Below are 21,566 nucleotides of genomic sequence, written 5' to 3'. Positions count from 1 at the left end.
AAATGTTTTTCCATGAACTCTTTGTGGTTGACCCTTGCTGTGCCAAAGGGCAGACTTTTTGAAGAGAGTCTAGACTTTCTGATGAAAATAGGGCTCATAACCGAAAGGGTGGAGGAGGGCAGGAAGCTGGTGGTGGATGTAGGAAGCCTTAGGCTATACCTGGTCAAACCCTTTGATGTACCTGTGTACGTAGAAAACGGAGTGGCAGACCTTGGCATAGTGGGTCTTGACGTGCTTTTGGAAAGGCCTGCAGATGTCTACAGGTTGTATGACCTTGGCTTTGGCTTTTGTAGGATAGCGGTGGCCGGAAGGCCAGAGTTTTTTGAAGACTACAAAAAGAGCACACACCTTAAGGTAGCCACCAAGTACCCCAACATAGCCAGGGAGTTTTTTAGCAAGAAGGGAATAAAAACCAGTCTTGTGGTACTAAACGGTTCTGTGGAGCTTGCTCCCTTGCTTGGCCTGTCTGAGTGCATAGTGGACCTGGTGCAGACGGGCAGGACTCTTAAGGAGAACAATCTTATAGTTTACGAGGAGATAGGGACATCCACGGCGCAGCTCATATGCAACAGGGTAAGCTACCGTACCAAAAGGGAAAGTATCCTCAAGCTTGTTCGCACTCTGTTAGAGGTTTGCTGACGGGTGGCAGCTTTTCCAAAAGGCTCTCTATGAGTTCTATGGCCTGTCTGTTGGATAGACCTTCCACGGATGGGACTTCAAGACCAAGCTTGTTTAGCTCCTTGCTTACAAGGTAAAGCTTGCTGTCTATGTCTGGGTATATGTCCTTTATGTAGGTGACTACATCGTAGGAGAAGGCCACGACCCTAGGATAGGATGCTATCTTCTTTATCATATCCTCAAGGGTGGTTTGGACGTACTCTTCTATACCTTGCTCTGTCTTTATGGCAGCCACAAGTCTGTCTCCATCAAAGACGGCATGGTATATCACGTAGCTTTTGGGCACTTCTTCCCATCCGTACTCCATGCATAGGGTCAGGAAGGCTCCCATGGCCTCCTCTTTACTCTGGAATATGCCTACTAGCTTTTCAAAGTCTTTATCCTCTACCCTTGCCACGTACAGAAAGCAGTCCCCGTAGGGTATCTCCTCCAAAGAGTAAGAGAGCTCCTCCCAGTTTCTAAAGGGCTCAAGGGCAGTCTGAAGGTCTTCCTTGCTTTTTAAGACTATTTGAAGTTCCATGACACGCTCCTTTTTATTGGGTTTTTACTTTATCCTTGGCTTTCCAACGTAAGTAAGCTTCTATAAAACCGTCTATTTCTCCATCCATGACGGCTTCTACGTTTCCCTCTTCGTGACCTGTACGCAGGTCCTTCACAAGCTGGTAAGGTTGGAACACATAAGACCTTATCTGGTGTCCCCAGGCTATGTCTGTCTTCTCACCCTCAAGGGCTTTTTTCTTTTCTTCAAGCTTTTGAAGCTCAAGCTGGTAGAGCTTGGCCTTTAGGAGTTGCAGAGCCTTCATCCTGTTCTGGAACTGGGACCTTTCCTGCTGGCATGTGACTACTATACCCGTTGGCTTGTGCCTTATCCTGACGGCCGTGTCTGTCTTGTTGACGTATTGGCCACCAGCTCCACTTGCCCTAAAGGTCTCCATCTCAATATCTTCTTCCCTTATCTCTATGTTTATGTTTTCATCTATCTCTGGAACCACAGAGACGGATGCGAAGGATGTGTGTCTTCTTGCGTTGGCGTCAAAGGGTGATATCCTCACAAGCCTGTGAACACCACTCTCGCCTTTCAGGTATCCGTAAGCATATGGACCCTTTATGAGTATAGTGGCGCTCTTTATGCCTGCCACATCGTCGGGGTTTATGTCTATTAGCTCCACCTCGTAGCCATGCTTTTCTGCCCAACGCCTGTACATCCTCAAAAGCATGCTGGCCCAGTCGCAGGCCTCTACACCACCGGCACCAGCCTGCACTGTAAGGTAGGCGTTTTTGGGATCCATCTCGTCAGACAGGAAGGTTTTTATCTCCAGATCTTTTACAGACTTCTCTAGGTTTTCTACCTCTTCCTGCAGCATGCTCAGGGTTTCAAGGTCTTCGGGGAGTGTGATCTCTAATATCTCCTCTACATCAGTTAAGGATTTTTCTACCTTCTTCAGGTTTTCCAAGGACTCTTCAAGCCATTTTCTCTTTTGGGTGAGCTGCCTTGCCTTCTCCTGGTCGTTCCAGAAGTCAGGTGAAGACATCTGCTCGTCTATGAGTTTTAACTCCTCCTCCATACTCTGGGGTCTTAAGCTCTCCTTTATCTCCTGGAACCTCTCCTTTAGCTCGTCTACTTTTTGTTTTAACTCTACAAACATAGATTTAAAATATAAGCCATGCGAAAGATAAACATAGCCATAGCTGGCCTTGGAAGAGTAGGAAGCCAGTTCTTGCAAGCCCTCCTTGCGGTAAACAGGGACGAGGTGAAGGTAATAGCGGTGGCAGAACCTAAAGAAGACCTACCAAGCGTAAAGCTTGCCAAGGAGAAGGGAATAGCCTACTTTAGAGATGCTAGGGATATGCTACGCGCTTTAGAGGACAGCATAGACATACTCTTCGACCTTACGGGCGATGCCTTGATCAGGTCAGACCTTCACGATATACTTATGCAGACGGGAAACAAAAAAACCGTTTTGGTACCAGAACCTGTAGCTTACCTCATATGGGTACTGATAACCAAGAGTGCTTCCGAATATCCTTACTGAGGGGGGAATAAGATGGCTAAAGTGTATTACGACCAAGATGCAACCCTTGAGCCCCTTATAGGCAAGACCGTGGCCATATTGGGTTATGGAAGCCAGGGTCATGCTCATGCTCTGAACCTAAGGGACAGCGGCATAAAGGTCATCGTAGGGCTTCCAGAAAACAGTAAGTCAAGGAAGAAGGCAACAGAAGATGGCTTTGAGGTTTACATTCCTTCGGAAGCTGCAAAGAGGGCAGACATAATAATGTTTTTAACACCCGACACGGTACAGCCTGCCATTTACAAAGAGTGTGTGGAGCCACATCTGGACTCTTCTAAGACCCTTGCCTTCGCCCATGGGTTTAACATCCACTTTAAGCAGATCGTTCCCCCGAAGGATGTGGATGTGTTCATGGTGGCTCCAAAGGGACCGGGACACTTGGTAAGATGGATGTACGAAGAGGGTAAGGGTGTTCCTGCCCTGGTTGCCATATATCAAGATGCTTCTGGTACCTGTAAGGACAAGGCTTTGGCTTATGCAAAGGCTATAGGAGCTACGAGGGCAGGTGTTATAGAGACCACCTTTAAGGAAGAGACGGAGACGGACCTATTCGGAGAGCAGTGGGTGCTGTGTGGTGGAGTGACTGCCCTCATAAAGGCTGGATTTGAGACCCTTGTGGAAGCAGGATACCAGCCAGAGGTGGCATACTTCGAGTGTCTTCACGAGCTTAAGCTCATAGTGGACCTCATATACCAGTACGGCATAGCCGGTATGAGGTACTCCATATCGGACACGGCTAAGTACGGAGATGTAACCAGGGGCGAGAGGATATACAAGATGGTAAAACCTCTCATGAAGGAGGGTCTTGAGGAGATACAGAAGGGCGAGTTTGCCAGGGAGTGGGTGCTCGAAAACCAAGCAGGAAGACCCGTATTCAACGCCCTCCTGGAAAGGGATAGAGAACACCTCATAGAGAAGGTGGGCCAGGAGCTAAGAAGGATGATGCCCTGGATTACTCAGAAGGAGCTAAAATGAACCTCACAAACAGAAGAGAAAGCCTGAAGAAGATATACACACCCGTCGGTGTTCTCCTCTACAGGCTTGGATTTCCCCCCAACCTTATAACCCTTCTCTCACTTATGTTTGGTATGGCCTCGGCCTACGCCTTCTACGAGCACAAGCTGCTGACGGGTGCCTTCCTATTGGCTATGTCTGGCCTCTTTGACCTGCTTGATGGTACAGTGGCAAGGCTCTCAGACAGGCCTTCTAAGTTTGGTGCTGTCTTTGATTGGGTTGTGGACAAATGGGTCGACGGTTTTGTCTTCGGTGTGGTGGCCTTCTTCTACAGTAGTCCCTTCGTGGCTATAACCCTCATAACCTCTTCCATGATACACTCCTTTATAAAGCCCACAGTCTACTCGGAGATAGGCTACCAGGCTAGGATAAAGGGTAAGATACAGGACCCTCTGGAGGGTGTGGGCTTCTTCGGAAGACCCGAATCCCACATAACCCTGATAATCTTTACCATCTTTGAAAGGTTTAACCTTCCCCTTGGGCTTTCCTTCGGCGTTAAGCTCATAACCGTCCTGACATTGACCTCCCTTATCCTCAGGATAGTCTACCTGTACAAACACTTCGGGAGGGAATACGAATGAAAAGGCCCTACATCATCATCGTCTCTGAGGTGAGCGTAGACGGGAAGCTTACTCTGTACAGGGGAGCTTCTAGCAAAGAGCTTATGACCCTTATGGACCACGAGGCTTACAGGTACCTACACGAGATGAGGGCAAAGGTGGATGCCATAATGGTGGGCTGTGAGACAGTCAGGACGGACAACCCTAGCCTCACCGTGAGGTACGTGGAGGGTAAGAACCCGATAAGGATAATACCCTGTTCTACTGCGAACGTTCCCCTGGATGCCAACATATTCTCAAAGGACGCTCCCACCGTCATAGTGACTACTCTTAGGGCTCCTAAGGAGAGGATAGACAAGATAAAGGAGCTGGGTGCTGAAGTTTGGATAGTGGGCGAAGACCTTGTAGACTTTGACAGGCTTATGCCCATAATGGTAGACAGAGGCATAAAGAGCCTTATGGTGGAGGGTGGAGCCTCCATAAACTGGGAGCTGGTCAAAAGAGGCTTTGTGGATGAGATAAGGCTCATACACATACCCGTTATAGTAGGCGGCGAGAACGTGCCCACCCTGGTTGGGGGAGAGGGCTTTAAGAGCCTTAGGAACCTCCTAAACCTAAGACTTAGGGCTCACTTCAAGAGGGGACACCACCTTATAACCGAGTGGGAAGTGGTCCGTTAAAGACCTATCTTTAAAACCTGTATGAAGAAGCTAAAGACTAGGTATGTTTGTCAAGAGTGTGGGTATGCCAGTGTAAAACTCTACGGAAGGTGCCCATCCTGTGGAAGCTGGAACTCCATGGTGGAGGAGGTAGAAAGTCCAAAGGTTCAAAGCGTTCCCTCCACTTCAGAACCCATACCCCTCCATATGTGGGAAGAGGTAAAAGAAGAGAGGAGGAGTAGTGGCTTTCCAGCTTTAGACCAAGCTCTTGGTGGGGGCCTTGTCCTTGGTCAGGTGGTACTCATAGCTGGAGAACCAGGGATAGGTAAGTCTACTCTTCTCCTGCAGGTGTGCGACAGGTTTTCCAAGGAAGAGGGACCTGTACTCTACGTTTCAGGTGAAGAATCAGGAAGACAAATATCCCTAAGGGCAAAGAGGTTAAACATAAGGTCAGAAAATCTATACCTGTACACGGAGACTAATCTTTCCAAGATAGTCCAAGCCATACAGAACATGAGGCCTTCCTTGGTGGTAATAGACTCTATCCAGACCATACACTCGGAGCTCCTCGAATCTTCGGCTGGTTCCGTGGCCCAGGTTAGAGAATGCGCTTTTAAGATAGCTGAGGTATGTAAAGGTTTGGAGATTCCTGTCTTCATAGTGGGTCAGATAACCAAGGAGGGATCCATAGCCGGTCCCAAGGTATTGGAACACTTAGTGGATACGGTCCTTTCCTTTGAGGGTGAGAGGTTTAACTTCTACAGGGTGGTGAAGGTGGTAAAGAATCGCTTTGGGTCTGTAGGAGAGATGGCCGTCTTTAGGATGACGGACGCGGGTCTGGAGGAGGTGTTGGAACCGTCTGCCTTCTTCCTACAGGAGAGGGTTAAAGCTCCCGGTAGTGTGGTCTTTCCTTATACAGAAGGCAGTAAGCCTGTGCTTGTGGAAGTTCAGGCTCTTACGGTGGATGCTCTATACACCACACCCCAGCGCAAGACACAAGGCTTTGATGTAAACAGGCTTGCCCTTATCCTGGCCATACTTGAGAAGGAAGTGAAGATATTCACCAGGGACAAGGATGTGTTCATAAACGTGGTAGGTGGACTATCACTGAGGGAGCCTGCTGTAGATCTTGCTGTGGCCCTGTCAGTGGTATCCTCTGTTAAAAACAAAGCTATAGAAGATGCAATCATCTTTGGCGAGTTGGGACTCGCTGGGGAGGTCAGGGCCGTACACTTCTCGGACATAAGACTAAAGGAGGCTCTACGCTTTGGTTTTAAAAAGGCTATTGTTCCAAAGGGTTCCATGGTAGAGGTAGAGGGTATGGAGATCTACCCTGTATCCTCCATAAAGGAGGCTGTGGAGCTACTCTTTTAGACCTAATGCCTTCTTTAGCTTGGCTACCTCCTCCTTGTTTAAGTATCGCCACTTTCCTGGAGGAAGCTTTCCAAGCTTTATGGGACCTATGGCTACCCTCTTGAGCCTTAAGACCTTATGACCAAAGTGGGCCAGGAACCTTTTGACTATATGCTTCCTTCCCTCGTGAAAGACTATCTCAAGAAGTGTGTTATCCTCTTCGTACCTTATGATGCGAACAGAGTCTGGTTTGGCAAAACCGTCTTCAAGCTGAGCACCTTCTAACATACGCTTTAACGTGTTAGGGTGAACCTTACCTCTTACGAGGGCGTGGTAGACTTTGGGAAGCTTGTAGCGTGGGTGGAGTACCCTGTTGGCCAGCTCTCCATCATTGGTGAGGAGTAGGAGTCCTTCAGCATTGTAGTCAAGCCTACCCGCTGGGTAAACCCTCACGGGCACATCCTTCAAAAGCTCTTCTATGGTCTTTTTGCTGTCCTTGGAGCTTCCAAGCTGTGTAAGGTAACAGCATGGCTTGTTGAGGATTATGTACACAAAGCCCTTTGGCTTTACTACTTTTCCGTCTACCTCTACCGTATCCTTCTCAGGGTCTACCCTGTAGCCAAACTCTCTAACCACTATGCCGTTCACCTTTACCCTGCCAGCCTTGATAAGTTCGTCTGCTTTCCTACGGGATGCTACACCGCACATGGAGAGATATCTGTTTAACCTTACCAGTACCTTTCCTCCTTCCATGGGTCTCCCCTCATGTGGTAGCCCCTCTGCTCCCAAAAACCTGGCCTGTCCTCCTCCATGAACTCTATGCCACAGACGTACTTGGCACTCTTCCAAGCGTAAAGCTTTGGTACTACCAATCTTAGAGGGTAGCCGTGTCTCTTGGGCAGCACTTGTCCGTTCATCTTATAAGCCAAAAGGCTGTCCTCAGCCAAGAAGTACTCTATGGGTAGGTTTGTGGTGTAGCCCTCCAGGCAGTAAATCATAACGTACTTGGCCGTAGGTTTTACCTTGGCCAACTCTGCTATCACCTTGGTAGGCACGCCTTCCCACTGTATGTCCTTTACGCTCCACCTTGTAACGCAGTGAAAGTCGGCTACTATCTGGACGGAGGGAAGCTCTAACACCTGTTGGTAGGTTAGCTCCAGCGGATTTTCCACCTGACCAAATACTCTAAGCCTGTAAGAATCCATATCCCAGTCAGGGATATGGTCCACTATGTCGTAGACTATGGGAGTTGGTATCCATCTTTGTCCTGGTGGTAACCTTTCCATGAGATTATCCTTTTAAAGTTCCTACAGGTCTAAGCCTTAGTACCATCTTGGCTATGCCCAGGGCGTCTACTACTCTGACCACCTCAGAGACGTCCTTGTATGCCTGTGGTATCTCCTCCATTATGGTTCCCTTACCTCTTGCCACCACTACAAGGTCCTTTAGTATCTTTTCCAATCCTTCCTTCTTTACGAACTCCTTGGCTTTAGTCCTTGACATGACCCTACCCGCGCCATGGCATGCGCTTCCGAAGCTTATCTCCATACTCCTGGGTTGACCTACAAGTAAGAAAGAGTATCTGCCTATGTCTCCTGGTATGAGTACAGGCTGTCCTATGTCCCTGTAAGCTGGCGGTACCTCTGGGTTGTAGGGTGGAAAGGCTCTCGTGGCTCCCTTTCTATGCACTAGGAGTTTCTTGCCCTTATGGATCTCTACCTTGCCTATGTTGTGGGCAAGGTCGTAGATTAGCCTGTAACCAAGTTCTTGCCAGGATATCCTCAAGAACTTCCTTATGGTGTCGGCTGTTATAAAGCCTAGTATCTGCCTGTTGGCAAAGGCATAGTTGGCAGCGCTGTTCATGGCCTTAAAATATGCTTGACCTTCCTCTGAGTTTATGGGCATGCACGCCAGCTGCATGTCAGGAAGGTCTATGTTATACCTCTTTAGGCTCTCCCTAGCTATCCTCAGGTAGTCCACACACACCTGGTGTCCAAAGCCCCTTGAACCTGAATGTACCATTATGCATACCTGTCCCACATCCAAACCAAGCTTTTTAGCGATCTCTTGATCGTATATTTCATCTACCACCTGAACTTCTACGAAGTGGTTTCCTGATCCGACAGTACCCAGTTCATCGGAACCCCTGTCAAAGGCATCTGTAGAAACGTAGGAAGGGTCAGCGTTAGGAAGGGCTCCAAAGCTCTCTATATGTTCAAGGTCCTCCTCAAAGCCAAAGCCTCTTTCCACAGCCCATCTGGCACCCTTTACAGCCACCTCCCTCAGCTCGCTCCTGGAGAGCTTTATCTTACCTGTGGATCCAACGCCAGCTGGCACCTCCTGTAGTATCCTCTCCATGAGCTGCTTCCTTACTGGGACTATGTCCTCAGCTCTTAGATTTGTGGCTATGAGTCTGACTCCGCAGTTTATGTCGTAGCCTATGCTACCGGGGCTTATGATGCCGTCCTCCAGTCTTGTGGCCATGACACCACCCACAGGAAATCCGTAGCCCACGTGTACGTCTGGCATTACGTATATGGCTCCTTCCACACCGGGAAGGGTGGAGGCATTTGCCGCCTGCTTTATGGCATCTTCCTCAAGGAGTTCAAAGAGTTTGTCACTTAGGTAAAAGTAGACGGGTACCTTCTGTCCCTGTACTGTTCCTTTCGGAAGCACGTAGACGTAATCACTTTCCTTTACCAAAAGCTCCTTCATACTTATTAAAGTTAAACCTTAGGTGCCATGCTCCCAGGAGGAGAGGTACCTGATCTGGTCCGGAGTGAGCTCGTCTATCTGTATACCCATAGCCTTCAACTTTAGCATTGCCACCTGCCTGTCTATCTCGTCGGGAACCTTATAGACATCCTTCTGTAGGTTGCTGTGGTTCTTAAGGATATACTCAGCCGAGAGGGCCTGGTTGGCAAAGGACATGTCCATAACAGAAGCCGGATGTCCTTCAGCCGCAGCAAGGTTTACAAGCCTTCCTTCAGCCAACAGGTATATCCTTCTTCCGTCCTCAAGGGTGTACTCTTCCACGTACTCCCTTATCCTCCTCTTGCTTTTGCTTAGCCTTTCCAGGGCCTGGATGTCTATCTCCACGTTGAAGTGTCCCGAGTTGGATATGATGGCTCCATCCTTCATAAGCCTTATGTGCTCCTCCCTTATGACGGAAGTGTTCCCCGTGACTGTAACGAAGAAGTCTCCTATCTTGGCAGCCTCGCGCATGGGCATCACCAAAAAGCCATCCATACGAGCCTCCAGTGCCTTTATGGGATCCACTTCTGTGACTACGACTATGGCTCCCATGCCCCTTGCCCTTTGAGCTACACCCTTACCGCACCAGCCATAGCCGGCTACCACAAAGTAAGAACCCGCCAGTAGCCTGTTGGTGGCCCTGAGGATGGCATCTATGGTAGACTGGCCAGTCCCGTACCTGTTGTCAAACATGTGTTTTGTGTAAGCATCGTTGACGGCAATTATGGGAAACCTAAGGACTTTGTCTCTGGCCATGGCTTTGAGTCTTATCACTCCTGTGGTAGTCTCTTCCATACCACCTAGGATCTCCTCAGCCAGGGAAGGGTACTCTTTGTGTATGGTGGAAATGAGATCTGCACCGTCGTCTATCACTATGTTTGGCCTGCTCTCTATCACTGCCCTCAGGTGTGAGTAGTAAGTCTGCGTGTCCTCTCCTTTCACGGCAAAAACATGTATACCAAAGTACTTAACCAAAGCAGCCGCTACATCATCCTGGGTGGAAAGGGGATTGGAGGCAGCCAGGAATACCTCTGCTCCACCCTCCTTTAGGGTTAGCACCAGGTTGGCTGTCTCTGTGGTTACGTGCAAGCAGGCACCTATGCGCATACCCTGGAAGGGTTTTTCCCTTGAAAACCTTTCCCTTATGGATCTAAGCACGGGCATATCCTTCTCGGCCCACTCAATACGGTCTCTACCTACATCAGCCAAAGACAAATCTTTCACATGGTATTGCATAGTATCTTATATTTTAGAATGTTATGAGAACGTTAAGCTTGGAATCTATACAGGTAAAGGTATTGGAAGGTAAGAGGATAAGCCAAGAAGAAGCCCTCTACCTCCTGGAGAAGGCTGACCTTTCAACCCTTGGCCTTCTAGCCGATGAGGTCAGAAAGAGGTTCCACAAAGATGACATAGTTACCTTCGTCATAGATAGGAACGTAAACTACACCAACATCTGCGTTGCCGGTTGCAAGTTCTGCGCCTTCCAGAGGAAGGTAGGCTCGCCAGAGGGTTACGTACTGGATATAAACACGATACTTCAGAAAGTCAAGGAGCTTGTGGACTGGGGTGGTACCACCCTCCTCATGCAGGGTGGTCTAAACCCAGACCTACCCTTGAGCTACTATGAGAATCTCTTTAGGACCATAAAGGCGCACTTCCCACACATACAGATACACTCCCTCTCAGCCCCCGAGATAGTCTACCTTGCCAGAATAGAAAAGCTGAGTGTGGAGGAAGTTCTAAAGAGATTGAAAGATTCAGGCCTTGACTCCATACCAGGTGGTGGAGCGGAAATCCTCTCTATGGAAGTAAGAAGCTTTTTGAGCCCTGGAAAGTGTACTGTGGAAGAGTGGGAACTTGTTCACACGACTGCCCATAAGCTTGGTATGACTTCAACGGCCACCATGATGTTTGGGCATATAGAGAAACCTCAGCACATAGTGGAGCACTTGGAGAGAGTGAGGCGTATACAGGATCAGACAGGTGGTTTTACAGCCTTCATCCCTTGGACCTTCAAGAAGGGAAACACTCAACTGGACCACCTTCAAGAAGCTTCCCCCGTTTACTACCTTAAGGTCCTTGCTCTATCCCGTATATACCTTGACAACTTCAGGAACATACAAAGCTCACACGTGACCCAAACCATGCAAGTAGGTATGGTGGGTCTTCACTTTGGAGCCAACGACATGGGCAGCGTGATGATAGAGGAAAACGTAATATCTTCTACCAGTTACAAGGTGAGCATACCCAAGGTGGAAGACATGGTCCAGGCCATAAGAGCAGCTGGCTTTATCCCAGCTCAGAGAGACACCTACTACAACATAGTCAGGGTATTTCAGTAGACGTACAACCTGATAGGTTTGTACCTTCTTACATGGGCAAGGACCTGCGGGGAGTTCCTGTGAGGAACGCACAGATAGACTTGTTTTAGACTTCCCGTCTTTACGGTCCTCATCCAGTGGACCAACTTCCTTATGGGTATAAGGTACCTCTCGTCAAAAGTATCCTTGTAGTAGGCTACTATCAGTCTTGTAAAGGGTGGGAGGTTCTCCTCCTTGCGCTCCAAAAGTTCTTCCTCTAAGAAGATCTTAGGGTCTTTTTTCATCAAAGCTTGGAAGACTACCTCCTCAGGGTAGAAGGTTTGGACTATTAGCCTTTCCTTGGCCACGCTAAGGGCGGTAAAGAGGTAGCTAAAGAGCTTTTCCCGGGCTTCAAAGCTAGCCACCGAGAGGATGTTGTCCACGTTCAGGACTAAAACCTGCTCGTACTCCTTCCAAAAGCTAGGCATGGCCCTAACGTCAAAATCTTTTAGGTTCTTCCATGTCTCTTGAACCTCCTCCAGAACCTTCTCCACACCAAAGCCTAAGGGTCTTACAGGACTATCACACTTAGGACACACGCTAGTCTTGTAGCCACAGGAGGCGCAAAAGACCCTGCTACCATCTTTGGACAGACTAAGCATCTTGCCGCATACAGGACACTGACATATCTCCGCACACCTCTCACAGTAAGCGTAAGCATACCCAGCCTTGTTGACGAGCAGAAGAGTGCTTTTGTTTGGATCCACAAGCCTTTTTAGACCTTCGTCTATGAGATTCTCTCCGCGTCTTTTGAGAACAAAGACCTGCGCGGTGTAAGATAGGTCCATTCCCTGAAAGGTACCATCTTTTATAGCCATGTATAGATAGAGGTTGGGTACAGAGTTAAACACTACCAAGTCTGCACCCACAAGCTTGGAATAACGGAACAAGAAGGTAAGGTAGCTGATGCCGTTATGCATGCGGCCATCGGGAGGTCCAAAGTACACGATAGTTCCCAGATTTTTAACAGGAGCTAGAAGTGACTTCTGACTTCCCAAGAGGACACAAGGTTCATCCAGAGAAAACCATGACTGAACCAAATCTTTAGGCCTTTCCTTGGAAGAGATGACCTTGAGCCTTTCTCCAAACAATGACCCCAACGTATCTTCCAACCCAGAGAGCAGCTCAAGGCTAGGACAGAAAACAAAAGTGGACCTTTCATCGGACAGGTTTCTGTGGGTTAAAGATGTGAGCATGTCTTGTAGCTTTTTTAGGCTTCCGTAAACCACCGAGTTTTTACCCAAGGGCCTTAGAAGTTCTACCGATGGCTGTCTTAGGAGCTTTATCTGAGATCTTATTGCACTCACGTACCCCACTTCCTCCCTTACTATCCCCCTTTTTACAAGGTCCCTAAGAACAGACCTGGGTACGCCTATCTCCGAAAGCTCCTCAGATGATACCACCCTATCTTTGAGGTAAGCAATAAGCGTAAGCCTCTCTTCCTTCTTTCTAAGCCTTCCTATCCTCCTTAGGGCCTCTTCAAAACTCACCCCAAGGCTGTAGAACTTTACTTTAAGGTTGGGTGCCTTCCAAAGGTCCTCTTCCTTCAAAAAGCCCATCCTTAGGAGTTTGTCAACAATGTCTTTTCCAAACTTTTCCACCAGTTTGTCTTTCTCCATCTTTCCTCTAGACCTTACGTACTCTATAACCTCCAGGACTTTCTTGTCTAAGAAAGAAGGAGTCTTCCCTGTGTAAGATACCACCGTAGTCTTTCTCCATAAGAACTCCGAAGGTAAGAGCTCAAAGAGGAGAAGGTTGGGTATAAGGCCGTAAGCCTTAGCTACAAACCTTACCGCTTCTATATGCTGGACAGTGGTGACAGGTTTATAGTCAGGAAACTCCACCTCCTGCCTTTCACCCGCTGTAGCTATCCCGGTCACTATACCCGTGGTGTTGTTAATCAGCACCCTATAACCTAGAGGACTGGTATCAAAGGGAAAGTCTGCATCTACACTGATGGTCTTACTGTTTGGGAGGGAAACCCTCAGGTACATTCAGAGTATTCGGCCTTGGAGGTAGCAGTTTCCCAGAGGACAACCTTTACTACCTTAACCTCTTCTAAAAGCCCAGCCTCCTTTAGTTTTTCTTTGAGAAAGTCATAGAAGAACTTGGCCAGAGCTTCAGCGGTTGGACAGAATTCTACAGGGAATATCTTAAAGGCCCCATACTTCTCCGCCACAGCTTTGAGCTCTGGATATATGGGATCGTGCACGTCTATTATAAAACTGTGGTCTATCTCCTCTATGAGGTCCTTAAGGGCATTTTTTAGGTGATAAAAGTCCATCACCATCTCCTGCTGGCTTAGGGTGTCAGAACCAAGGTAAACCTCTAAGACGTAACTATGGCCGTGTAAGTTTATGCACTTGTTCTGGGGTATTTCTTTGGTAAACACAGAACCCCTTCCCATGGTCAAGTTCTGCTTCCAGACGCGGTGTCCTGCCTCAAACCTAAAAGTTTTGCTTATTACCCACTTTACCATACTACCACCTTCTTGGCCTTAACCACCAGCTCCGCTATTTGAGAGTAGGTTAGAAGCTTGTCCTCCGGTAGCTTTAAACCTCTCGCCAGGGTATCCTCCTTGCAGGCATACCAGTTTTTCTTGCTTGGAAACTTAAGAACTCCGTCCTGGATTAGCACAACCACATCGTCCTCTTGAACCAGGTCAGAGGAAAAGTCTCCTAGCTTCCTCACCAGCCACAGAGTGTTCACCATACTAACACAGCTCCAGCCTGATCTATGAGCTTACTTATATCCTCCACGCTCATAAAGATAGGCTCCTTTATAAAGTCCTTGGGCTTTAAACCCCTTTCCTCTGCGGAGCTATCCTCAACCACGAGCTTGGCGTTTACATACTCTATGTTCTCAAGGAGCTTTTCAAAGCCATATATCTGAAGATCTTCTGGGCTCCATCTTGAGAGGGCATAGACCCCATCCCTGATGAACACCAAGTAAACCTCAGAGTTTATGGCTAGCGCCAGGCCTACCCTTACAGCTTCATGGGTCTTCCAAGAGAAGGGATCTCCTTTTATCAAAAACACTATGCTCTTCATGTCAGTTAAAGGCTATTATCTTATCAAACTCGGGCAGCATCCTGGAGAGGTTATAGGTTGAACTGCTCTCAAAGAAATCCAAAGGCTTTTCTATACCCCTTTGATGGACCGAGTGAGCGCAATAAAGCATACGTATACCGAGGTCATGAAGCTCTTTACACTCTTTCCTGAGGATATAGTAAGCACCGTTTCCTGAAAAGAAGATGACCACCTCGCCGTGATTTTTTAATTCTTTAGCAAGTTTGAAGACTGTATTGTAGTCTTTGGAGAAGGGATTGCTTGTTACCAAAAGCAGAAACTTCATCTTACCTTCCTGATTATTATCTCCCATTCTTTAGGGCCTATTTTGTTTACCGACAAAACTTCCTGACCCTCTTCCTTCATACTTTTAGGGACACTCTCAGCAGAAGGCTCATAGTCTACTACGACCCTAAGAATTTGTCCTACTTGCATCTGTTCAAGCACAAGCTTGCTCTTGACGAAGGTGAAGGGACACACCTCACCTCTTATATCCAGCTCCTTGTCGTACTCCATAGAGATTAAAGTATATCACTTGGCTAAAACCCTGGCCACCTCATACAGAGAGGTTATACCCTTCCTTACCTTCAGGAGACCAGCTTCGTAAAGGGTCCTCATACCCTTTTGTCTTGCTAAGTCTCTTATGTCCTCCGCCGTGGCACCCTTAACTATAAGTTTCCTTATCTCTTCATCCACGACGAGTATCTCGTGCACGGCTGTCCTACCCTTGTACCCTGTATAGTTGCACTCCTCACACCCACCTTCTTTATGTGTATATATGACAAGGTTTTCTGAAATATCTTTTAGAACACCCATCCTAACAAGAGCTTCCCTGGGTGTTTGATCGGGAACTTTGCACACAGGACATAGCTTCCTTATGAGCCTTTGGGCTACTATAAGTATGACGGAAGAACCCACAAGGAAGGGTTCAATACCCATGTCCACTAGCCTGGTTATAGAGCTTGGAGCATCGTTGGTGTGTAAGGTTGAGAAGACAAGGTGTCCGGTTAGAGCTGCCTTTATACCTATCTCTGCCGTTTCCCTGTCCCTTATCTCACCTATGAGTATTATGTCCGGGTCCTGTCTTAGGAAAGCTCTTAGCACCGTTGCAAAGTCAACACCCGCCTTTTCGTTTATCTGCACCTGGTTGAGTCCCGGTATTGCCACCTCAACAGGGTCTTCGGCTGTCATTATGTTAACGTCCGGGGTGTTCCTCTCCATGAGAGCCGAGTACAGGGTTGTAGTTTTACCCGAACCAGTAGGACCTGTAACCAAAACCATTCCCCAGGGCGTCCATATGGCCTTCCTAAACTTTTCAAGATCATCGGGTTCAAAGCCTAAATCTTCTAACTTCACATTAAGATAGCTTTCAGCCTTCTGGATACGCATGACCACCTTCTCACCATGTATGGTGGGTACTGAGGAAAACCTAAGGTCTATCCTCCTACCATCTATCTTTAGCCTTATCCTCCCGTCTTGAGGTTTTCTCTTTTCTGAGATATCAACACCAGCCATTATCTTAAACCTAGAGATAAGGCTCGCTTTTAAGGATGGTTGTTTAAACTCATGGTAAACCCTCAGTATACCGTCTATCCTATACCTTACAACCAAAGACTTCTCATACGGCTCTATGTGTATGTCGGATGCGCCTTTTTTTACCGCCTCTGTTATTATAGCGTTCGCGAGCTTGACCACTGGTCCTTCGTCCGCAGCTGCAAGAAGAGCTTGATCCGAAAAGTCTATCTCCTCCTGTTCTATCTCTACCTCACCTTCTGGTTCAAGATCCTCTAGAATCTTTCCAACAGTGGGAAAGAGCTTATCAAGAACTGCCTCTATAGTCCTTCTAGGAGCAAACATCGCGTTAACTTTGTCTATTCTGGTTTTGAACCTAAGCTCGTTTATGATCTGCTGGTTGTAAGGGTTAAGAGTTATTACTGTGAGTACACCATTTTTGTAGGACACAGGTGCTATCATGTTCCTTCTTAGTAAATCTTCAGGTAATTCTTTTATGATGTTTTCTGGTATTTCTACTTCTTCAACATTACCATTCCATATTTTACCTGGGAGATGCTTTTTATAAAAATCCAAGAGTTTATTGTCATCCAGAGCACCTATCTCAAAGAGCACATCTATAACATTTCTTGATCTATCTTTCTGAAGTATTTCAAAAGCTTTTTCAATATGCTCTTTCGTTATGTAACCCACTTTGTAAAAATGTTGTATTAGGGCTGTTTCATCCATAGCTCTCTTCCTCAGAAGGATATATACCCTTTTCCACCTCTTCCTTAAACTGAATAAGGGCTTGTCTAAAGATCTTAGCACCCTCTGCGTACCTTTTGACAAACTTGGGCTTTATCTCCTCCACTAACCCCACAAGGTCATGGAAAACTAGAACCTGCCCATCGCAGTAAGGTCCAGCTCCTATACCTATGAGTATACTCCTTGAGTTCTCCCATAGTTCCTTAGTCAGATCCATGGGTACAGCCTCAAGCACCACCATGAAGGCTCCCGCCTCCTCCAAGGCCTTAAGATCTTTTTTTACCCTTTCCCTTTCTTCACCTTTACCTACCACTCTGTAACCGCCTAATACGTTTATGCTTTGAGGGGTAAAGCCCACATGACCTACCACGGGTATGCCTATGCTGGTGAGCCTGTAGACGAGCTCCGAGATCTCCTCTCCTCCTTCTAGCTTGACGGCGTTGACTTGTGCTTCCTTTACAACTCTCCCACAGTTCCTTAAGGCTTCCTCCAAGGAGACCTGATAGCTCATAAAGGGCATATCCGCTATTACAAAAGACCTTTTTGCCCCACGCCTTACAGCTTTAGCGTGGTATATCATATCCTCCAGGCTCACATGCAAGGTGCTCTCCATACCCTGAAAGACCATACCCAACGAATCACCCACGAGTATGCAATCTATACCCACCTCATCACAGAGCTTGGCGGATAGGTAATCGTATGTGGAGATCATAGTGATCTTCTTACCCTCTTTTTTCTTCTGGAAGAGGGTCCTTATGGTTACCTGCCTATCCATTGGAGCTTTTCTGCTCTGCGCTTAGCTCCTGCTGTACTCTATCCAGAAGGTCTAAAAGGGAAGCTACAGAGTCCTTCAGAGCTTGAAGATCTTGAAGGTCTCTCATGTTCTTGACTACTTCAAAGAGCACCTTAAGGAGCTCTTCCTTCCTTGGACCATCTCCTACCCTTACCTGATAGGCGGATGCGGTCACAGGGTTTATTATGGCGTTAACAAGCTGCCTTGCACTTAGCTTATCTTGGGCCTGGCTCAAAGCCTCGAGTTCCCCTCTTACCTTCTTGAGTAGCTCCAAACCTATCTCAAACTCCTTTGTCATAGAAGACCTCCATAAGTTTTTTTCTGAGTACATCCAAATCATCCTCTTCGGAGAGATCTAAGTACTCCAAAAGTTTACCTACGCTTACCCACCTCTTTAAAACCATACCTTGGGTTATAAGTATATTAAAAGGTTCCAAATCTTTTACAAGACCAAGGTCGTAGAGGAACTTCTGGAAAAACCTAGCATACAGAAGGTGCAAGACTGCATGCTCTATACCGCCTATGTAAAAGTCCACATTCATCCAGTAGTCTACCTTCTCCTTTGAGAAAGGCATCTGATGGTTATGAGGATCACAGAAACGCAGGAAGTACCAAGAAGAGTCAAAAAAGGTGTCCATTGTGTCTGTCTCTCTCCTTGCAGGTCCACCACACTTGGGGCACTTTGTGTTTACAAACTCCTCCACCTTCTCAAGGGGATTACCATGTCCCGTTATGTTTACGTTCATGGGAAGCATCACAGGAAGCTCCTCCTCGGGTACGGGAAGGATGCCACATCTGTCACAGTATACTATTGGTATAGGTGTTCCCCAGTACCTCTGCCTTGATATGTTCCAGTCTCTCAGCCTGTAGGTTACCTTAAAATATCCAAAGCCTTTTTCCTCAAGCCACTTGGTTATTAGCCTCTTGGCTTCTGAAGATTCTTTGCCATCAAAAGGGTCTGAGTTTATCAAAATACCCTCATCTTCATAAGCTCTATCCGCAGGAGGGTTACCCTCTCTTGGCACTATAACGTACCTTATAGGCAGGTTGTATTTTTTGGCAAACTCGTAGTCCCTCTGATCGTGGGCTGGCACCGCCATTATGGCTCCAGTTCCATACTCGTAAAGGACGTAGTTGGCCGTCCATACGGGGACCTTCTGACCGTTGGCTGGGTTTACGGCGTATACACCCAGGAACACACCTTCCTTTTCCTCTACAAGACCTCTCTCCCTGGTAGACTGAGACTTTATCTTCTCAAGAAGAGCTCTTGCCTCAGCTTCTTTACCTCCTCTCCTGGCAAGTTCCAAAGTTAGGGGATGCTCTGGAGCTAGCACCAGGAAGGTAACACCAAAGACGGTATCTGGTCGTGTAGTAAAGACCTCTATGGGTATGTCTTCAACGAAGAACTTTATTATGGCACCTTCTGACCTACCTATCCAGTTCCTCTGCTGGGCTATAACCCTCTCGGGCCACTTACCCTCAAGGAGTTTAAGGTCTTCCAAAAGCCTTTCAGCGTAATCGGTTATCTTTATATACCACGAAGGGATTTCCTTCCTTACAACGGGAGTAGAACATCTCCAGCACCTTCCTTCTATGACTTGTTCGTTGGCAAGTACTGTCTCATCAGTGGGACACCAGTTTACTTCAGCAAGCTTTCTGTATACAAGACCCCTTTCATACATCTTTAAGAATATCCACTGATTCCACCTGTAATATTCAGGATCGCATGTGGCAATCTCTCTACTCCAGTCATAAGAAAACCCAAGGCTTTTAAGCTGTTTTCTCATGTAGTCTATGTTTTCGTAAGTCCACTTTGCAGGATGGACACCGTGCTTTATGGCCGCGTTTTCCGCAGGAAGACCGAAAGCATCCCATCCCATGGGATGTAGGACGTTGTAACCTCTAAAGCGCAGAAACCTGGCTATGGCATCACCTACCGTGTAGTTCCTCACGTGACCCATATGGATACGCCCAGAAGGATAAGGAAACATCTCAAGCACGTACCTCTTTTCTCCTCGGTTTTCTTCAGCTTTGAAAACACCCAGATCTTCCCAGATCTTCTGCCATTTCTCTTCTATGCTTTTGGGATTGTAGGCTTCCATAGGTGAAAATTTTATAATATTTAGTGCATGGAGTTTGAACCTGTTATAGGCTTAGAGATACACGTCCAGATAGACACTAGAAGTAAGATGTTTTGTTCCTGCCCTGTGGAGTTTGGAGCCGAACCCAACTCCAACGTATGCCCCGTATGCCTTGGCCTTCCTGGAAGCCTACCAGTGGTAAACAAGAAGGCTGTAGAGAAGGCCATAAGGGCAGCTTTAGCTCTAAACTGCCAGATAAACACCAGGTCCATCTTTGCCAGGAAGAACTACTTCTACCCTGATCTACCCAAAGGCTACCAAATATCCCAATACGAAGAACCCTTGGCTGTGAACGGTTGGATAGATGTGGATGGTAAAAGGATAAGGATAAGAAGGCTTCATTTAGAAGAAGATGCTGGCAAGAACATACACGAAGGAGACAAAAGTTACGTGGACCTAAACAGGGCAGGCACGCCTCTCATGGAGATAGTAACAGAGCCAGACATAGACTCTCCAGAGCTTGCACGTATGTTCTTAGAGGAGCTAAGGAGCATAATGCGTTATGCAGGTGTCTCAAGGGCAGACATGGAGAAGGGACAGCTGAGATGCGACATAAACGTCTCTGTGAGACCTAAGGGATCTAACATTCTAGGTACAAGGGTAGAGATAAAGAACGTAAACTCCTTTAAGTTTGTGCAGAAGGCTATAGAGTATGAGATAGAAAGACAGATACAGATAATAAGAGATGGCGGCAAGGTAGAGCAAGAGACAAGAACCTTTGATCCATCAACGGGCAGGACCTACAGCATGAGGTCCAAGGAAGAAGCTGAAGATTACAGGTACTTCCCGGATCCAGATCTCCTACCCTTGATAGTACCAAAAGAGTGGATAGAAGAGATAAGGTCAAGCATGCCCGAGCTACCCCACCAGAGGAGGGAAAGGCTAGTTAAAGACTATGGCATAACCCAGAAGGAGGCTAGCATCTTAACATTGCATAAGGAGCTTGGAGACTTCTTTGAGGAGGTTCTAAAACATTACCCACAAGATCCAAAGATGGCCTGCAACCTTCTTTTGAACGACCTTCTTGGATACCTAGGAGAAAAAGGACTCAGCTTAGAAGAAGCTCCCATAACCCCCGAACACTTGGCCCAGCTTATTAAACTCCTTAAGGAAGGCGTGCTATCCTCCAAGCTCGCAAAAGAAGTTCTCAAGAAGATGGTAGATACCGGTAAGCTACCTAAGGTAATAGTGGAAGAAGAGGGACTTGTACAGGTAAGCGATGAAGAGACAATAAGAAGGCTTGTGGAGGAAGTCCTAAAAGAGCACCCGCAGGAAGTAGAGAGGTACAAAAAGGGAGAGGAAAAGCTCTTCGGCTTTTTTGTAGGACAGGTTATGAAAAAAGCAAAGGGTAAGGCAAACCCACAGAAGGTCAACCAGATACTAAAGGAGGCCCTAAGCTCATGAGGATAGCATTAGGAGCAGATCATGCAGGTTTTGAGCTAAAGGAAGAGATAAAGGTATACCTAATCAATATAGGACACGAAGTTTTAGACTTAGGCACCAAGGACACCACCTCAGTAGACTATCCCAACTTTGCCCAGCTTGTAGCTCAAGCTGTCCAAAAGGGTCAGGCAGAAAGAGGAATTCTAATATGTGGAACCGGCATAGGTATGTGCATAGCCGCCAACAAGTTTAAAGGAATAAGGGCTGCACTCTGTTTAAACGAGTATATGGCTAGAATGAGTAGAAGACACAACGACGCCAATGTCCTATGTCTTGGTAGCAGGGTAGTAGGTAAGGAGCTCGCCCTCTCTATAGTGGATGCCTGGCTTAGAGAGGAGTTTGAAGGAGGTAGGCACCAACTCAGAGTTGGCATGATTGAAGAGTTTGAGTTAAAATGTTAGTTGGAGGA

At 47.2% G+C, this 21,566-nt stretch carries 25 protein-coding genes; 9 read left to right on the top strand and 16 right to left on the bottom strand.

Going from position 1 to position 21,566, the window contains the following annotated elements:
* The first annotated feature begins 12 nt into the window (after window positions 1–12).
* Complete coding sequence (gene hisG, locus B5444_RS03820; protein ID WP_154021732.1) at window positions 13–639, top strand: ATP phosphoribosyltransferase; 627 nt, start codon at window positions 13–15, stop codon at window positions 637–639.
* Here hisG and B5444_RS03815 read toward each other — a convergent pair.
* Both B5444_RS03815 and prfB read right to left on the bottom strand, forming a co-directional pair.
* Window positions 605–1,198, bottom strand: coding sequence for a hypothetical protein (locus B5444_RS03815; RefSeq protein WP_079653914.1), 594 nt, complete (start codon window positions 1,196–1,198; stop codon window positions 605–607). The genes hisG and B5444_RS03815 overlap by 35 nt on opposite strands.
* Before the next feature lie 13 nt (window positions 1,199–1,211).
* Complete coding sequence (prfB, locus tag B5444_RS03810; protein WP_079653913.1) at window positions 1,212–2,324, bottom strand: peptide chain release factor 2; 1,113 nt, start codon at window positions 2,322–2,324, stop codon at window positions 1,212–1,214.
* An 18-nt stretch (window positions 2,325–2,342) separates the two neighbouring features.
* Here prfB and B5444_RS03805 point away from each other — a divergent pair, with 18 nt between their 5' ends.
* The 5 genes from B5444_RS03805 to radA are packed head-to-tail and all read left to right on the top strand — an operon-like array spanning window position 2,343 to window position 6,357.
* Window positions 2,343–2,711: a Gfo/Idh/MocA family oxidoreductase gene (locus tag B5444_RS03805; RefSeq protein WP_079653912.1), complete on the top strand. Its 369-nt coding sequence runs from the start codon at window positions 2,343–2,345 to the stop codon at window positions 2,709–2,711.
* Window positions 2,712–2,723: 12 nt separating this feature from the next.
* A complete protein-coding gene (gene ilvC / locus B5444_RS03800; RefSeq protein WP_079653911.1) occupies window positions 2,724–3,725 on the top strand; it encodes a ketol-acid reductoisomerase in 1,002 nt (333 codons plus the stop codon).
* On the top strand, window positions 3,722–4,345 hold the full coding sequence (locus B5444_RS03795; RefSeq protein WP_079653910.1) for a CDP-alcohol phosphatidyltransferase family protein: 624 nt from the start codon (window positions 3,722–3,724) through the stop codon (window positions 4,343–4,345). Before ilvC ends, B5444_RS03795 begins: the two co-directional genes overlap by 4 nt.
* Complete coding sequence (locus B5444_RS03790; RefSeq protein ID WP_079653909.1) at window positions 4,342–5,004, top strand: RibD family protein; 663 nt, start codon at window positions 4,342–4,344, stop codon at window positions 5,002–5,004. The genes B5444_RS03795 and B5444_RS03790 overlap by 4 nt, the downstream gene beginning before the upstream one ends.
* Window positions 5,005–5,025: 21 nt before the next feature.
* Window positions 5,026–6,357, top strand: a complete 1,332-nt coding sequence (gene radA, locus B5444_RS03785; RefSeq protein WP_079653908.1) for a DNA repair protein RadA — start codon at window positions 5,026–5,028, stop codon at window positions 6,355–6,357.
* Here the strand turns inward: radA and B5444_RS03780 are convergent.
* From B5444_RS03780 to ahcY, 4 genes are read right to left on the bottom strand one after another with little or no spacing between them, the layout of a single operon-like run.
* Entirely contained in the window at window positions 6,346–7,089 is a 744-nt protein-coding gene (locus B5444_RS03780; protein ID WP_079653907.1) for a pseudouridine synthase, read from the bottom strand. The two genes, radA and B5444_RS03780, sit on opposite strands and share 12 nt — an antisense overlap.
* Complete coding sequence (locus B5444_RS03775) at window positions 7,065–7,622, bottom strand: sulfite oxidase-like oxidoreductase (RefSeq protein ID WP_079653906.1); 558 nt, start codon at window positions 7,620–7,622, stop codon at window positions 7,065–7,067. The genes B5444_RS03780 and B5444_RS03775 overlap by 25 nt, the downstream gene beginning before the upstream one ends.
* 4 nt (window positions 7,623–7,626) lie before the next feature.
* Window positions 7,627–9,051 (bottom strand): RtcB family protein, encoded by a 1,425-nt coding sequence (locus B5444_RS03770; protein WP_231967163.1) that lies wholly within the window; start codon window positions 9,049–9,051, stop codon window positions 7,627–7,629.
* Between the two features lie 18 nt (window positions 9,052–9,069).
* Window positions 9,070–10,326 (bottom strand): adenosylhomocysteinase, encoded by a 1,257-nt coding sequence (gene ahcY / locus B5444_RS03765; RefSeq protein ID WP_079653904.1) that lies wholly within the window; start codon window positions 10,324–10,326, stop codon window positions 9,070–9,072.
* Between the two features lie 23 nt (window positions 10,327–10,349).
* Here ahcY and mqnC point away from each other — a divergent pair, with 23 nt between their 5' ends.
* Complete coding sequence (mqnC, locus tag B5444_RS03760) at window positions 10,350–11,435, top strand: cyclic dehypoxanthinyl futalosine synthase (protein ID WP_079653903.1); 1,086 nt, start codon at window positions 10,350–10,352, stop codon at window positions 11,433–11,435.
* Here the strand turns inward: mqnC and B5444_RS03755 are convergent.
* From B5444_RS03755 to leuS, 10 genes are read right to left on the bottom strand one after another with little or no spacing between them, the layout of a single operon-like run.
* Window positions 11,429–13,447, bottom strand: coding sequence for a primosomal protein N' (locus B5444_RS03755; RefSeq protein WP_079653902.1), 2,019 nt, complete (start codon window positions 13,445–13,447; stop codon window positions 11,429–11,431). The genes mqnC and B5444_RS03755 overlap by 7 nt on opposite strands.
* Window positions 13,438–13,932, bottom strand: coding sequence for a 6-pyruvoyl trahydropterin synthase family protein (locus tag B5444_RS03750; protein ID WP_079653901.1), 495 nt, complete (start codon window positions 13,930–13,932; stop codon window positions 13,438–13,440). Before B5444_RS03750 ends, B5444_RS03755 begins: the two co-directional genes overlap by 10 nt.
* Window positions 13,926–14,165: a DsrH/TusB family sulfur metabolism protein gene (locus B5444_RS03745; protein ID WP_079653900.1), complete on the bottom strand. Its 240-nt coding sequence runs from the start codon at window positions 14,163–14,165 to the stop codon at window positions 13,926–13,928. Before B5444_RS03745 ends, B5444_RS03750 begins: the two co-directional genes overlap by 7 nt.
* Entirely contained in the window at window positions 14,159–14,503 is a 345-nt protein-coding gene (locus B5444_RS03740; protein WP_079653899.1) for a DsrE family protein, read from the bottom strand. The genes B5444_RS03745 and B5444_RS03740 overlap by 7 nt, the downstream gene beginning before the upstream one ends.
* Window position 14,504: 1 nt before the next feature.
* The gene (locus B5444_RS03735) at window positions 14,505–14,807 is read right to left on the bottom strand and encodes a DsrE family protein (protein WP_079653898.1); all 303 of its coding nucleotides are present in this window, start codon (window positions 14,805–14,807) and stop codon (window positions 14,505–14,507) included.
* The gene (locus B5444_RS03730; protein WP_079653897.1) at window positions 14,804–15,037 is read right to left on the bottom strand and encodes a sulfurtransferase TusA family protein; all 234 of its coding nucleotides are present in this window, start codon (window positions 15,035–15,037) and stop codon (window positions 14,804–14,806) included. The genes B5444_RS03735 and B5444_RS03730 overlap by 4 nt, the downstream gene beginning before the upstream one ends.
* A gap of 15 nt (window positions 15,038–15,052) precedes the next feature.
* Window positions 15,053–16,762 carry a GspE/PulE family protein gene (locus tag B5444_RS03725; RefSeq protein ID WP_079653896.1) on the bottom strand — a complete coding sequence of 570 codons (1,710 nt, stop codon included), beginning with the start codon at window positions 16,760–16,762 and terminating at the stop codon, window positions 15,053–15,055.
* Complete coding sequence (panB, locus tag B5444_RS03720; protein WP_079653895.1) at window positions 16,755–17,555, bottom strand: 3-methyl-2-oxobutanoate hydroxymethyltransferase; 801 nt, start codon at window positions 17,553–17,555, stop codon at window positions 16,755–16,757. Before panB ends, B5444_RS03725 begins: the two co-directional genes overlap by 8 nt.
* On the bottom strand, window positions 17,548–17,871 hold the full coding sequence (locus tag B5444_RS03715) for a hypothetical protein (protein ID WP_079653894.1): 324 nt from the start codon (window positions 17,869–17,871) through the stop codon (window positions 17,548–17,550). Before B5444_RS03715 ends, panB begins: the two co-directional genes overlap by 8 nt.
* Window positions 17,855–19,675: a leucine--tRNA ligase gene (gene leuS / locus B5444_RS03710; protein ID WP_079653893.1), complete on the bottom strand. Its 1,821-nt coding sequence runs from the start codon at window positions 19,673–19,675 to the stop codon at window positions 17,855–17,857. The genes B5444_RS03715 and leuS overlap by 17 nt, the downstream gene beginning before the upstream one ends.
* Window positions 19,676–19,702: 27 nt before the next feature.
* Between leuS and gatB the strand changes: the two genes are divergently transcribed.
* On the top strand, window positions 19,703–21,118 hold the full coding sequence (gene gatB / locus B5444_RS03705; protein WP_079653892.1) for an Asp-tRNA(Asn)/Glu-tRNA(Gln) amidotransferase subunit GatB: 1,416 nt from the start codon (window positions 19,703–19,705) through the stop codon (window positions 21,116–21,118).
* On the top strand, window positions 21,115–21,558 hold the full coding sequence (rpiB, locus tag B5444_RS03700) for a ribose 5-phosphate isomerase B (protein WP_079653891.1): 444 nt from the start codon (window positions 21,115–21,117) through the stop codon (window positions 21,556–21,558). Before gatB ends, rpiB begins: the two co-directional genes overlap by 4 nt.
* Window positions 21,559–21,566 lie beyond the last annotated feature (8 nt).

The organism is Thermocrinis minervae, assembly GCF_900142435.1.
In the GTDB taxonomy this organism is placed as follows: domain Bacteria; phylum Aquificota; class Aquificia; order Aquificales; family Aquificaceae; genus Thermocrinis_A; species Thermocrinis_A minervae.
The sequence above is the reverse complement of the archived record's forward strand: the minus strand, read 5'-3'. Positions and strand labels throughout refer to the sequence as shown.